This is a genomic window from Psychroserpens luteus (assembly GCF_015319355.1).
Classification (GTDB): Bacteria; Bacteroidota; Bacteroidia; order Flavobacteriales; family Flavobacteriaceae; genus Psychroserpens; species Psychroserpens luteus.
Genome location: NZ_JADILU010000002.1, coordinates 389,658 through 404,779 on the forward strand (window position 1 = coordinate 389,658; position 15,122 = coordinate 404,779).

Annotated in this window: 6 protein-coding genes; all 6 read right to left on the reverse strand. The window is 32.5% G+C overall.

Going from position 1 to position 15,122, the window contains the following annotated elements; genetic code table 11:
- Positions 1 to 164: 164 nt before the first annotated feature.
- Positions 165 to 932: a 4'-phosphopantetheinyl transferase family protein gene (locus IM744_RS05375; protein WP_194507079.1), complete on the reverse strand. Its 768-nt coding sequence runs from the start codon at positions 930 to 932 to the stop codon at positions 165 to 167.
- Positions 925 to 4,929 carry a non-ribosomal peptide synthetase gene (locus IM744_RS05380; protein ID WP_194507080.1) on the reverse strand — a complete coding sequence of 1,335 codons (4,005 nt, stop codon included), beginning with the start codon at positions 4,927 to 4,929 and terminating at the stop codon, positions 925 to 927. Before IM744_RS05380 ends, IM744_RS05375 begins: the two co-directional genes overlap by 8 nt.
- A 42-nt stretch (positions 4,930 to 4,971) precedes the next feature.
- Positions 4,972 to 11,598 (reverse strand): polyketide synthase, encoded by a 6,627-nt coding sequence (locus tag IM744_RS05385; protein WP_194507081.1) that lies wholly within the window; start codon positions 11,596 to 11,598, stop codon positions 4,972 to 4,974.
- A 309-nt stretch (positions 11,599 to 11,907) separates the two neighbouring features.
- On the reverse strand, positions 11,908 to 12,768 hold the full coding sequence (locus IM744_RS05390) for a class I SAM-dependent methyltransferase (protein WP_194507082.1): 861 nt from the start codon (positions 12,766 to 12,768) through the stop codon (positions 11,908 to 11,910).
- Between the two features lie 116 nt (positions 12,769 to 12,884).
- Complete coding sequence (locus IM744_RS05395; RefSeq protein WP_194507083.1) at positions 12,885 to 13,685, reverse strand: hypothetical protein; 801 nt, start codon at positions 13,683 to 13,685, stop codon at positions 12,885 to 12,887.
- A gap of 280 nt (positions 13,686 to 13,965) precedes the next feature.
- Positions 13,966 to 14,835, reverse strand: coding sequence for a cupin-like domain-containing protein (locus tag IM744_RS05400; RefSeq protein ID WP_194507084.1), 870 nt, complete (start codon positions 14,833 to 14,835; stop codon positions 13,966 to 13,968).
- Between the last annotated feature and the right edge of the window lie 287 nt (positions 14,836 to 15,122).

Here is a 15,122-nt window from a genome sequence, read left to right on the forward strand (position 1 = left end):
TGGGGTTGAATATTTCAAGATAAAATAATATTAATATTATATATTTTACAAATTCGATTTAAAGATGCATTATAACTGCATCATTAACCAAATAAAGACGATAAAACACGCTTTTTCACGATAATAATACCAAGATTACATTTAATGAATATTAATATGATTTTTTAAGAACTAAACGATTCTAAACCCTCTATTGAATTAGGAAGGTTATAAATTTGAAGCTTATCTATGTTTTTTGTTTTTGTAATAAGTGCAAGTGATGCAACATAATGGTCATTTAAATCAAAACTCAATACCTGTAAGTTTTTAAAATCATTTAACAATTTTGAAGATACTGAATGACAACCATCTATTGCAGGAATCAAAGATAAATAATCACTTATACCTTGTCCTGTTGCTTTTACAATGGATTCCTTACGCGTCCAAAAATTATAGAACGCTTGTGTTTTGTTTTTAGCATTTAAAACCGTCTCAATCTCAAGGGTATTGAATATATCTGATAAGATCTCTGAGAAATCGAAATCTCTGTTGAGATATTCTAAATCGATTCCTATAGCTTTATTACTCAGTGTAATAATTGCAAAATCTTCAGCATGAGAAATATTAAAATATACAGATTCTTTTAAATTTAAATAAGGCTTTTTATTTGGATCTAATTTTATATCAATTTTAGAGACATTAAGGTTAGTATACTTAGCAAGTATGAATTTTAGTAAAGTTCTGCAAATAATAAATTGATTTGAGTCTTTCTCAAAATGATATTTTTGGGCACGCTCTAACTCTGCGATACTCAAGTATTTTATAAATTCCGGAACCAAGTTATAGTAGGAGGAGAGTTTAAGTTTAAATAACTTTATATCTGAAGTGCTCTCATCTAGTTGGTTGAAATCCTTGTGTGATATTTGGATTGTCCTACAACAGATTTTACTCATAGTGTTCAGAATTACGATGATCAAGAACGTGTTGAAGACTAGTAGCAAAATCTTCTACGTTTTGCTTTTCAAACATGTCAACGTGATTACCAGTTACCATATGTTTACGAATGCCTTTAAGTGCCATTTTTTTCCAACCAAGAAATTTGTGGTCATGCACAAAATTAACTTCTTCTTTAGCTCTAAATAAATCTATAACAATATCTTGAGGAGTTATGGTGTAATTACCAGTTGCAATATTATGATTGGTTTGCATTTTTAAAGGCACATTGAATTGCAATTCAAACTGTTTAGCCTTTCCATGTTTTAACCTTAGTTTTAATCCTGAAATTTGCAGTTTTATTAATTCAAGTCTACGGTTAAAATTCTTTTTACTACTAAACATATTTAGAAATATGTAGACAACTTTCCCTGATAAATACGTAAGAGATAAAATCTTCTTTTTTAGAGGACTACTATAATAATATTCAGGAAAAACATAAGTATCAAATTGTGCAAGAATTTTTACTTCTCGACCTTGAGCTTTTAGTTGTCGTGCCATTTCATAAGCTACAATTCCTCCATAAGAAAATCCTGCCAATGCATAAGGTCCTTTTGGATTTGAAGCCACAATTTCAGCCACATAATCTGCTGCCATCTGATCAATCGAATTATGCGGTTCTTCAATACCATTTAATCCTCTGGATTGTAGACCGTAAACTGGTTGGTCTTTATCTAATTGTTGAGCTAATTCATTGAATATTAAAACATGATGATTAGCACCATGGACAATATATAAAGGTGGTTTAGTTCCTTCTGGTTTTAGAGGTACTAAAGAATCCCAAGTAAAGAACTCACTGTCCATAAAAGCAGCTAATTTTTTAATTGTAGAATGCTTTAATAAAGCCACTAACGGAAGTCTATTTCCCGTTTCCTTTTCCAGTTTTGCCATGACTTTAACACCAATAAGAGAATGACCGCCAATTTCAAAATAATCACTATTGACATCTATCTTTTCTAATCCTAAGCAGTCTTTCCAGATGTCTAAAATAATTTTTTCTGATGGTGTCGAAGGTTCTTCAAAACCAGATGTTTTAGTTTTATTTGGTGAAAGATTTAGTAGCGCTTTTCGGTCTATCTTTCCATTAAGAGTAACAGGGAGTTCCTTGAGCAAATTAAATTGTTGAGGAATCATGTGTGTTGGAAGTTGTTCTTTTAAAATCGTTTTCCAAGCATTGATCTTATTTGTGTTTTCATTTCCTATTTCCGAAGATATAAGATATGCCACCAAAAGATCATCATTAAGTAATACGACTGAAGATTGCACACCTTCTAACGCATCTAAAGCTTGCTCAATTTCACCCAGTTCAATACGCTGTCCTCTAATTTTTACTTGATTATCAATACGTCCTAAACATTGTACTTCACCAGAAGGGAGTAATTTTGCTAAATCTCCTGTACGATATAATAAAGAGTTTGAGTCTGATTCAAACCGATTATTAATAAATTTCTCAGCAGTTAAATCTGGTCGTTTCCAATAGCCTTTTGCAACGCCATCTCCTGCAATGCAAAGCTCTCCAACCATTCCTGGAGCAACCAAATTATTTTGCTCATTAACTATGTAAAGTTGGGTATTGGCCACAGGACAACCTATGGGAATAAAATTATCTATTTTAGTGATTTGCGTCATTGCAGACCAAATCGTGGTTTCTGTAGGTCCATATAAATTCCAAAGTTCATTTACCCTTTTTAAGATGTTCTTAGCTAATTCAATTGGTAATGCTTCACCTGTAGATATAGCTTTTATAGGCAAATGTTCATCCCATCCAGAATCTAAAAGCATTTGCCACGTTGCTGGTGTTGCTTGCATCATAGTTGCTGATTCATCTTTCAGGACATCTAGTAACAATCGCGTGTCTTTTGCTGTTTCCTCGTTAGTTAACATCAATTTTGCACCTTTTAATAAAGGAGCAAATAACTCTGCCATAGCAATATCAAAGGATATTGTGGTAATAGAAATTACAGTGTCTGTTTCTTTAATTCCTGGCTTTTCTAATACGCTGTAAAGTAGATTTACTAAATTTTTATGTGTAATAGGAACACCTTTAGGTTTACCTGTAGAACCAGAAGTATAAAGCAAATAAACTATATCTTTTGGGTTGACTTCTACGGAAATTCGCTGCTCAGAAAATTCAGAAAGATTTAAAAACAAATCGTCTTGTATTAATACAGTTGCTTTTGAGCTTAATGTTGAAGACACTGATTGTGTTGTAATTAAAAATTTTGCTTTAGAATCTTCCAACATATAATTTAATCGTTGGATAGGATAACTAGGATCTAAAGGAATATAAGCTGCACCACATTGCATGATAGCACGTAAAGTGATAATCAACTCAATAGAACGTGGTAAACAAACACCAACAAAATCACCAGGATTTATACCTTGAGAGGATAAACTATGAGCTAACTGATTAACCTGTAATTCCATTTCCTCATAAGAAATCTCAGTCTTACCAAACTTTAAAGCTTGATTTTTAGGCGTTTTTTTAGCTTGCTCTGAAAGTAACTCGTTTAATGGTTGATTTGGATATAACGTTTTGGTATCATTAAGATGATCATAAGCAGAAACATCTATGTCTATAATTTCTGAAATTGTAACCTCTGGGTTTTCAACGATTTTACGTAAAATCCCTTCAAAGGTCGCCATCATTTCTTTTATCGTTGATGGTTTAAAAAGAGAGGTGTTATATGACCATTCTAAAATAAAATCGTCTTCTGAGCCTGTCGCATTTAAGAAAATCTCGAAGGTTTCGTGTGTTCTAGGATTACTTAATAATTTATATGTTAAGTCTTTGAAATTCACACGACTTGTCATACCCATATCTATATTAAAAACTACAGGAACAAGTGGTACTCGAGATGGATCTCTTTTAATATGTAGTTTTTGTAAGAGCTCTCCAAAACTGAGTTGTTGGTGGTCATAAGCATCAAATATTGATGATTTTCTAAGTTTTAAGTAGGTGTTAAAAGAAAGATTTGTATCGAGCTTACTTCGTAAAGGTAATAAGTTGACACAGTGACCAATTAAATGTGTTAAACCAGTTACAGATTGACCAGCTGCTGGCAAACCAAGCGTGATATCATCTTGACCAGATTGTTTAAATAGAAAAATCTCAAAAGAGGCCATCAAAGTTGTCACAAAGCTAGAACCAGACTTTATGCCTACTTTTTTTAATTTAGCAAGCAATTCTTTATCTATAGAAAAATCTAAGCGTTCACTTTTATGAGTTCTTAATTCTGGTCTAGGAAAATCTGTTGGTAAGGATAATTCTGGAATGGAATCTTGATACTGATTAAGCCAGAATTTTTCAGTTTTAATATGTTCATCACTACCATCATAAACTTGTAAAGCGTCTGCATAAACACTAAAATTATCTACTTTAGGTAATGAATGAGGAGTGTTTGTAACAATAGCTGTAAATAGCGCTCCCAATTCTTCAAGTATGATGCCTAAAGACCAGCCATCACAAATTATATGATGAGCGGTTATAACTAGTTGGTGTTCATTGTCATTTATTTTAAGTAAACCTACTTTAAATAATGAACCTTTTACTAAGTCAAAAACATAATTAGCATCGTCTAATATATAATTAGATACAGCTTCTTTTTTTTCTTCGGAAGAATTATGAGAAAAATCATGACGTTCTATTTTTACAGGAACGTCTTGTAAAATACTCATGAAACGTCCATCAGCACTAAATACTGATCTTAATGCTTCATGTCGTTGCGATAATTTTTGAATAGCGTCTTCAAGAGCATCATCGTTTAATTCACCGTTTAAAACAAGAGTAATAGACTCATTATATGCTCTATTGGCATCATCACCACCTAATTCACAAGCGATCCAAATTTCAGCTTGTGATTGGGTAGTTAGAATTACCTTTTCAACGGTAGGTCCTGCAAAAGGGTTGAAAGAGATAATGTGGTTTTGATTGACAACAGGTTGCTTCATAGACATAGAAAGGATCTTGTGCGATTATTTTTTAAATATTAATTTGCTTTACAAATCTATTTGAACATATTCTCCAACCTTATCTTTATCAGCCACAAACCAAGCAGGATTTCCTAATTCGTCCATACCTAATCGTGCACCTTTTACAGGTGGTTGATTTAATTCTTTAGTGAATGTTTTTTGACCATTCATTATTGAATCATTATTTGATTCTGTATTAAAAAAACCTGCTGATAGAAGTTCATCTGCACACTCTTTAAACGTATTAATCAAATGTGTAAGATCATCTTCGGTATAGGCTTCAGTCATGTAACATGGGAAACCATCCCAAAGGTGAATTCCTTTTTCTCTCATTAAAACAAATACTAATTCTGCATAAGGCACATCTTCTAACATTCTCAATTTCCATAAAGAACGATAGTGCATTATTTCCATTGGAAGATTGTGAGATTCAAAATATCCATTCATTTCAGAAGCAAAAACGTCAATCTTTCTTGACAATTCGTCCTGAAGTGCTACACCTTGCTCTTTCATATGCAATAATGATGCTTTACAAGTAGCTAAAGCAAGAGGATGACGTACAAATGTTCCTGCGAAATAGGTAACTCCAGCTTCTGGAAACGAATCGTCTCCATATTGCCAAAATCCGCCATCAAGCGCATCCATACACCATTTGCTACCTACTATTGCACCTATAGAAATCCCACCACCAATCACTTTTCCGTAGGTACCAATATCTGCTTTTATTCCAAAAAGGGCTTGAGCACCACCTGGATGCATTCTAAAACCTGTGATGATTTCATCAAAAATCAATACAGATTCAGATTCGGTAGTAATTTTTCTAACTTCTTTTAGAAACTCTACAGGTCTAAAATCTGGTCTACGACTCTGTACTGGTTCAACAAGAACTGCAGCTATCTCATGAGCACGTTCTTTAATAATTGCTAAGCTTTCTTCAGTTCCATAATCTAAAATCAACATATTTTGAACTGCTTCTGGTAAAATACCAGATGCTGCTGGAAATGATTTTAATTTTTTAGAACCTCTTACAAGAACTTCATCATTAATACCATGATATGAGGTTGTAAATGCTACAATAAGTGAACGTCCAGTGACAGTTCTTGCAATACGCATAGCACCTAATACAGCCTCAGACCCTGTGTTGCATAAAGCAGCACGATCTTGATTTGTAAATTCACAAAGTAGCTCACAAACCTCACCAGCTATTGGATGTTGAGGACCAACCTCAAAACCTTGTTCTACTTGTTTATGTATGGCATCTTTTATGAAATCTGGTTGGTGACCAAATAAACACGCTCCAAAACTATTTAAAACATCCAGATATTCGTTGCCATCAATATCCCAAAGGCGACTACCTGAAGACTTATCTACCACAATAGGGTAGACCAATTCTTTAGTTAAAGGCTTAAATCCTGAAACGACTCGTGGATCTGACATATGAGCACGATGTTTTTGAGCATAGGCCTTACTACTTGCTGTCTTTTTATTATATCTGGTAATTAGGTTGTCTAAAAATCCTTTTTGATTGCTGTTAAGTTCGGTTGATAGTTTTTCAATTCTAGGTGTTGCTCCAAATGGTTTTTGATGTTCTTTCTTTTCTTCTTCGGAAAGAACTTCAGTTGAAGCATCATTAGATGGGGTCATCATTACAGGTTGTGCAGCATGACTAGTCGCTACAGGTGTTACTGTAGTATTATTTCCCTGAAGCAACTCTATTTGTTTTCCTAAAAGCTGAATTTGTTGCGCTATTAGGCTTAGTGCTGTATTTTGGTTAGCGTTGTTTGTCACATTAAAATTCTGCGGAACAGGATTAAACGATGTTACATTATTAGCAACTGGTGCAATAGGATTTACAGTTGGAGCAGGAGCCATAACCTCTTTTGGTAACACGTTATCTAAATGCGTAGCTAATAAATCTGGTGATCCAAATTCATCATTTAATTGTCTAAATGAAATTGGTGTATTAAATTCATTTTTTAAGTTAATAGCCATTTGAGTAAGAACTAACGAGTCTAAACCAAGTTCTAAAAAGCTTTGGTTAAATTCACTAGCTTCGATTTCAATTCCAGAGTTGTTTTCTACAATCTCTGTTATTTTATTAAGAATTATAGGCTTTCTCATAAATTTTATATTGACATTTGGTAATGATTCTACCGATTGATGTTCTGTATTTAAATGTATTGAATTTTCATTTGTATTGACAGTAGGCTGCGCAGTTATAGTATCTATCCAACATGGTTTGCGATCAAAAACATATGATGGCAACCAAACTTTTTGTCTCGTTTGACCTTCATAAAATAACTTCCAGTTAGGTTCTATACCATTGATCCATAAATCACCTAAAGTAGGTAAAACAGTATGGTGTGCGGTTTCGTTTTCCTTCGGAAATGTCAAACTCGCAATAGAAGCTAATGATTTTAAGCCTTTCTTTTGCATTGATAATGTTGTCAATGCTCGTCCAGGTCCAACTTCTAATAACACAGGATCTTCCAATCCTAAAACGGTTTCCATTGCACCAGAAAAATTCACAGCTGCTCGTAAATGGTTTGTCCAATATTGAGAACTGGTTGCTTCTGCATCTGTAAGCCACGTTCCTGTTACTGTAGATACCATTGGTAAACGTGGTATATTAAGCTTTACTTTATTGACTTCGGCTTCAAAAACATCTAGTACAGGATCCATCATTGTAGAATGAAACGCATGACTTGTTAGTAACAATTTATTGGCAATGTTTTCTTTATCTAATAATTCTGAAAAATCATGAATGTCATTATCGGGTCCTGAAATAACAATTAATTTATCAGAATTTATTGCTGCAATTGATAAGGCTTCCGGAATTAAATTTTTTAAATCTTCAATAGTTGATCGCACAGATAACATACTACCACCAGGAAGTTCGCTTACCAATTTACCACGCATAGTAATTAAATGTAAAGCATCTTCTAAACTGAAAATTCCTGCCAAATGAGCTGCAACAAATTCGCCTATACTATGACCGCAAAGTAAAGTTGGTTTAATTCCCCAACTCATCCACAATTGTGCAAGCGCATACTCAATAACAAAAAGAGCAGGTTGTGTAAACTTGGTGTCTTTTAATTGATTTTCTTTTTCTTCGGAATCAATTTCAGGATAGATAATGTCTCTAATATCTAATTTTAAGTCTGATTTTAATAATTCAGCACATTGATCTACTGCATCTTTAAATACTTTTTCTTCGGAATAAAGCGATTTACCCATTTGAAGATATTGAGAACCTTGACCTGGAAATAAAAATGCGAGTTCACTAGGAACTACTTTTAATTCCTTAGTTTTTATTTGGGTATTATTCTCGTTTAATAGATTTTTACTAGCATCATCAGTATTTCCTGCAATAGAAAAGCTTCTATGCGCAAATGATTCTCTTGTGTGACTCAAAGCGTGAGCAATATCTGCAAGCGAAACATCAGCAGAAGATTTTAGGAATTCACCCAATGCTTTCTGATAACCGTCTAAGCTATTTTGTGATTTAGCAGACCATGTTAATAATTGTAAAGGTCTTTCTATGTTTGATGTTGTTATTGTATTTTCATACTCTTCAACAATGAGATGCACGTTTGTACCTCCAACTCCAAAAGAACTGATTCCAGCTTTTCTTGGGTTATCAGATTTCCATTCTCTCAATGTACTGTTCACATAAAACGGACTGTTCTCAAAATCGATAGACGGATTTGGTTTTTCAAACCCTAACGATGGCGGAATTTGTTGATGTTTTAAAGCTAAAATGGTTTTAATTACACCAGCAACACCTGATGCTGCTGTGAGATGTCCCATATTACTTTTAATAGAACCAATGCCACAATATCCATTTAAGTCTTGTTTTCCGAAGGCTAATTTTAATCCTTCTATTTCAATTGGATCACCAACTGGTGTTGCTGTTCCGTGAGTTTCGATGTAGCTAATTTCCGAAGCATCAATTTCTGCATCAAATAATGCATTAGCAATCGCACCAGCTTGACCCTCTACACTTGGCGCTGTAAAACTTCCTTTATCTCCACCATCATTATTGATACCTACACCTTTAATGATACCGTGAATGACATCGCCATCTCTTTGTGCATCTTCTAAATTTTTGAGAAGTACAACACCAGCACCATCACTAAAAACAGTACCTTTTGCGTTTTCATCAAAAGGACGACAATGACCATCTGGACTCATTATTGAGCCTTCTTGATATAAATGACCACTATTAATTGGCGTTGTGATACTAGAACCTCCAGCCAATGCAATGTCACAGCGACCATTTCTAATGGCTTCTGCAGCTTCTGCAATTGCTAATAAAGATGTTGAGCAAGCAGAATGCACTGCTACAGCAGGACCTTTAAGATTTAAATGATATGCTGTTCTCGTTGATATATAATCTTTCTCATTAATTGTACTGGCTTGAAAATCACCAATTCTATCGATTACATTTTTATTAGGTAGAATATTGTTTTTGTAATACGTATTCATTCCTGTGCCAGCATAAACACCAATATTTCCATCATAATGTGTTGGAAGGTGACCAGATTGTTCTAAGGCTTCCCAAGCTATTTCTAAGAACAAACGTTGCTGTGGATCCATTGCTTCTGCAACTTTTGGGTTAATACCGAAAAAGGCTGCATCAAAGGTTTTAACTGAAGGTATAACACCTCTAGCTCTAACATAGAGTGGATCTTTCCGAAGTGATTCGGAAATACTAATATCGAGTTCTTCTGGTGTGAAAAATGAAATGGTTTCTTTTCCATCTTTTAAAACGTCCCAAAGTTCTTGAATTGAATTTGCACCAGGAAAGCGTCCTGCCATCCCAATGATGGCAACATCTGATGATGAACTATTTCTTTTTTTAGAGGCAGTTGGCTGAAATTTAGTTTCCTTTTTTGGTTCTAAAAATGTCGATAATTCTGATACTGTAGGATGTTGGTATAGCTTTATTATTGGAATTTCATAATTATAATTTAATCTCAAATTAGAAACCGTTTTTTGGGCTAGGAGCGAAGTGCCTCCCATTTCAAAAAAGTTATCTGAAATTCCAATTTTAGGAATTCGTAATATATTAGACCAGACTTTGGCTATATTTTTCTGAATATCTGTAACTGGTTTTTTGTACAATGGTGCTGTACTTGGTCTCTCATATTTTGGAAGAGGTAACTCTTTTTTATTGACCTTTCCGCTTGATGTCTTCGGAAATTCTTTTACCCAAATATAATGGGAAGGTAACATGTAATCTGGAAGTACTGAGCTTACTTGTTCTCTAAAATTTGGAATGTCTTGTGAAGCATCATGAGATTGCAAATAGGCTATTAATTGAGCTTGATCTGATAAATGTGTAGTAGCAACAACAACTGCATTTTGAATAAACGGAAGTTTGTTGAGTGCTATTTCTACTTCTCCAAGTTCTATTCTGTGACCACTAATCTTTACTTGCTCATCATCTCTACCAAGAAATTCTATGTTTCCGTCTGGTAAAAAGCGTGCTATGTCTCCAGTGCGATACATTCTAATTGTTGAAGCATCTGGAAGTTTTAAGCTTGTGAATTTCTCTTTTGTTAGGAGGTTGTTACCTAAATAACCTTCTGCCAAACACTTGCCAGTTATGCAGAGTTCTCCAGTTTCACCATTAGGAACTATTTCTTGGTTTTTGTCAAGAATATAAATTGTGGTATTATCAATTGCTTTTCCTATATTGGGTAATGCAGGCCAGTTTTCTGGATTGCCCTCAAGTTTTAGTTCTGTAACTACATGACATTCTGTAGGACCATATTGGTTATATAATTTGCAATTATTGAGTGCTTTGAAAAATGTTTTTACCTGAGGCGTGATTTTTAATTGCTCACCAGCAGTCATAATTTCTTTTAAATTGGATGGAAAAAGATTGATGCTTACAGCGGTTTCAACTAAAGCTTGTAAAGCCACAAAAGGAAGAAAAAGTCTGTTTACAGAATGTTGCTCAATCAACTTGATGAGCTCTACCATATCTAGTCGTTGTTCTTCATTTATTAAAACAAGCGTTCCACCATTACTAAGTGTTGCCATAATCTCTTGAAAGGAGACATCAAAACTCAATGGTGCAAATTGCAGTGTTCTTGTACCTTTTGTAGCTTCGGAGTTTTTGTTTTGCCAGTTGATAAGGTTGACTGTTGCATCTTGTCCCATGCAAACACCTTTAGGTTCTCCTGTAGATCCTGAAGTGTATAATACGTAAGCTCCATTTTTAGACATTGCGTCTTGCTCCTTTAAATTAGAAACTATTTGTGATTCATGGATTGGTAATGAAAGTAATCCCATTTCCGAAGAAATATGAGCCTCCGCAGGAGTTATTAAGCAAAAGTTGAGCTTAGAATTGCTTATTATTTTTAGAATTCGGTCTTCAGGATAATTAAAATCTATTGGCAGATATGCTTTGCCTGCTTTTAAAATTGCAAGCATAAAAATTATTTGATCTACACCTCGTGTGGTAGATACACCTATTATATTCTCATTACTTGCTTGTTTAAGGATAGTATTATATACTTGAGATACTTTGTTTTCTATTTGAGAGTAGGTTAGAAGCGTATTGTCTGATATGATACAGTAATCATCAGCATAAAGTTTGGCTGCTTGGTCAAAAAGTAAGTATGTAGAATTAGGTTTCTTCATGTCTCAAAATAGTTTACAGTAAAAATACTCATTTAGCAATGATTTTAATTCATTGCAAGTTATAAAAGTTAAGAATCTAAAATCTTATATTTTACATTTAATTGTCTAATCTTGAGGGATTTTGAGGCTTTTTTAAATTTAGATAGTTTAAACTTAAAACTAATTTTAATGCTCCTAAAAAAAAATAGTTATATGACACTTTTTTCGGTTTAACACAACTCCTTTTTTTACTCAGAATACTGTTTTAAACTTATGACTTAACAAAATCTATCAAATTTTGTTTGAATATTTATATTTGAAAGGTTGTTGTTAGTTTTTAGCTCCAACAAACGTTTGAGTATTGCCACCATTAAACCAAGGTTTTTGTGAAAAGTGCCATAAGGTAAAACCTGCATTTTTGAAGAGATGCGGATAGTTGTGTGAAAATGAGGGTTCATTTCCATAAAGTTGTGTCTCAGGTTGTGTGTCAAAATCATGATTTACGTCATTAGGCTCTATGGCTACAAAAAATGTTTTGCCTAATTGATTTATTTCATTTAAAAAATCTTGTAAACGTTGTTCTAAAAAATATTCTAAAACACCTCTTGATGAGACAAATATAGTGTTTGATTGTCCGTTTTCTTTAACCCAATCATAAGCATCTAATGCCACAAACTCAAGCTTTTTATTGCTTTTAAACTTTATATTATTTAATTCAATTTGATCTGGACTAAGGTCAATACCAACGAATTTATTAATTTGAGGGAACTCTGCACTAAGATAATTTAGTACATCACCATTTCCAGTTCCAATTTCTACTAACGTGTCAAATTGTTCTGATTGATTTGATAATTCTTTTTTAAGTATTTCAAATATGAAACTGCAGTGTGGAAGAAAATCAGTTTTGAATGTTTCTTCAGTTTCTTTGAAAAGTTCAATGGCATTGTTATTGGTCCAGAATTCGCGATTTTTTTCTGCTATTGTATCGTGATTTTCTATTTTTTCGAGCTTTTGAACAAGTGCATAACGCATTAATCTTTCGACTATATTCAAATTATTTTTATTCTTATGTATTAAGGTTATTCTATTTTCTGATAGTTGGTGTGCCTTATTAGGAAGTATAAACACAAGTATATTACCTAATATTCTGGCAATTGTTGTAGTAATAGTTGATTTAGCGTTAATACTCATGAGTAATAAATTAGTTATTATATGATTTATTTCAAGTTATACTAAAAGTTCTAATTATAATAAATAACTTTTATACGAATCTATCAAATTAATCAAAAATAACAGATGTATAGTAGTTAATTCGTTGGAATTTTATATTGATTAATTTTTTTTATTGGATTCATAAAATACATAAATACTAACATAGTTAAAAAATAAACTATGGCATAGCCTGTAAATGTAGGTACACCTCCAGTGCTAGGAGAGAGTGATAATGCATTTAGAGTGATGTTAACCATAAACTGTAATATTAATACACAAATACCACTTTTTGAATTGCCATAAACGACAGTACACATACCTGCAATTCCTAACATGAATATTCCTAAAGACACTATTGGAATACCAGGTAGCACACCTTCACCAAGAAGAATTATGGGAATCCACCATAAGGTCCAAACTAAACCAACAATTTGACTTGCATAAAAAGGTTTTGTGATTTTTGACAATTCACGAATACAATAGCTAACCCATACCACTTCACCTAGGAAGGCCCAAACAAATAAAGCTAAAACACTCCTTAATCCAAAAACAGTAAAATCTGGTTTTAAAAACGTGGTATATTCATTACCTGAACAAATACCTTTTAGTGACAAAGTAAAAAGACCTACTGTGAAAGCAAATACAAAACTAAATAAATACCATTTAGGACTAACTTTCCAATTTAACATAGGTCTAAATATATCTATTACACCTTTAACACCTCTAGTGTATAATACTAAACAAATTAAGAATAACAAAAGAACACAAAATCGACCAGTATTATATAAAGGCTGTGGCACTAGGCCTCGGTATCTAGCATAAACAAAAAAAGCATTAATAATAGGGCCAAGAGCTAAAAATACCCAAATTTCATTTTTTTTTATAAATCCCTTCATACTTTTTTGAATTAAAAGAAGTAAATGTAATATTAATATTTAGATAACTTTTTTAGAATGTGACAGATTTTTCACATTTATCATTGCCTTTTTTTAAATATTTATTTTGGATTCTCGAGAATATTTTGTCTAGATATTTTGAAATCTATAACAATAATAGTTTTATTATTTATATCAACAAAAAAAGAAAAAGAATTTGAAAAGATATTTAATAAATGTCTATAAGATGGGTAAACCTATTATATATTGTCTGAGGATAGGATTTTAGTAATATTTCTTATTAATTTAATTGAATTAATTTTTCATTAATATTAAATATTTTTCCCATAATTACTTTATAAACCTTAACAAGCCAAGCTAAATTTGGATGGTGCTTCTGTGCAACTAAATAATTTTCATCCATAAATCTATTCCAATTAAAAGAATTTACATGGTCAATTGCATAAGTAAGGTTGAAATTATGAATATAAGTTGTATGCCACCAACCAGAAGGAATAAACATAGTATCTCCCGGTTTTAGGGTGATTTTTAGAGGCTCTGCATTTTTAAATAATGGAAATTTATCGGAATCAGGATTAATTATATTTACTTGGCTAAGATTATGGTTTATTTTATCTGGGTATAAATAAGGAGTCTGGCTAGGTGGATATAAAATAAAATCTTTCTCTCCTATTATTTGTGTCAATTGTGTGTGCACCCAATGATAATCAATATGTAATGTTGGGAAAGAACAACCTTTTCCTCCAAAAAATAATTGTCGTTGATTAGTTTGATTTGCGATACTGTTAGGTAACATCCAGCTGGATAGTCTATTAGACTTTCCGTAATTTATTAATGGTATATCTTCAAGGTATTCTGGAAAATCTTTATGAAGATCATAAATATTTGGGTAAGGCGCTTTATTTTCTGGTGTTGATGATTCGCATAAATCAATTATTTCTGATAATGAATAAGTTTTACCGTCTATTGTTCTAGTTAAGTGGCTGTAATTAGCTTTAAAATATTCTGTTGTAAATTTTTCTGATGTTGTCCACTCAGCGATATCACTAATTACTACAGGTAATGAATTTTTTACATAAGTATTGTAGAATTCTTTATTAGATAGACCACTACATCTATCGATTTTGGATATGTTTATGGTTGGCTTCATTTTTCTAATGTTTAAATACTTCGGAAAAATATTTCAAACTTTTTTCTATAATTAAACTATAGGAGTCTAGAATAAATGTGGGGATAACTACGTAAAGTTAAATTAATTAGTTAATTATATATTATTAATTTAATATTTTAACTAAAAAAAAGAATATTCTTACATATTTATTTTTAAAAATTAGCTGTTAGGATTCAGAAATCTTCTCATATTATCAATCTTTAGTAATAATGAATTATTGGGTTAAAGTTGATAGTAATGAAAGGTGAAATTTAAAAGTGTTTCTA

Coding starts and splice junctions, on each gene's coding strand:
- IM744_RS05375 (WP_194507079.1), bottom strand. CDS start 932: ATGAGTAAAATCTGTTGTAGGACAATCCAAATATCACACAAGGATTTC.
- IM744_RS05380 (WP_194507080.1), bottom strand. CDS start 4,929: ATGTCTATGAAGCAACCTGTTGTCAATCAAAACCACATTATCTCTTTC.
- IM744_RS05385 (WP_194507081.1), bottom strand. CDS start 11,598: ATGAAGAAACCTAATTCTACATACTTACTTTTTGACCAAGCAGCCAAA.
- IM744_RS05390 (WP_194507082.1), bottom strand. CDS start 12,768: ATGAGTATTAACGCTAAATCAACTATTACTACAACAATTGCCAGAATA.
- IM744_RS05395 (WP_194507083.1), bottom strand. CDS start 13,685: ATGAAGGGATTTATAAAAAAAAATGAAATTTGGGTATTTTTAGCTCTT.
- IM744_RS05400 (WP_194507084.1), bottom strand. CDS start 14,835: ATGAAGCCAACCATAAACATATCCAAAATCGATAGATGTAGTGGTCTA.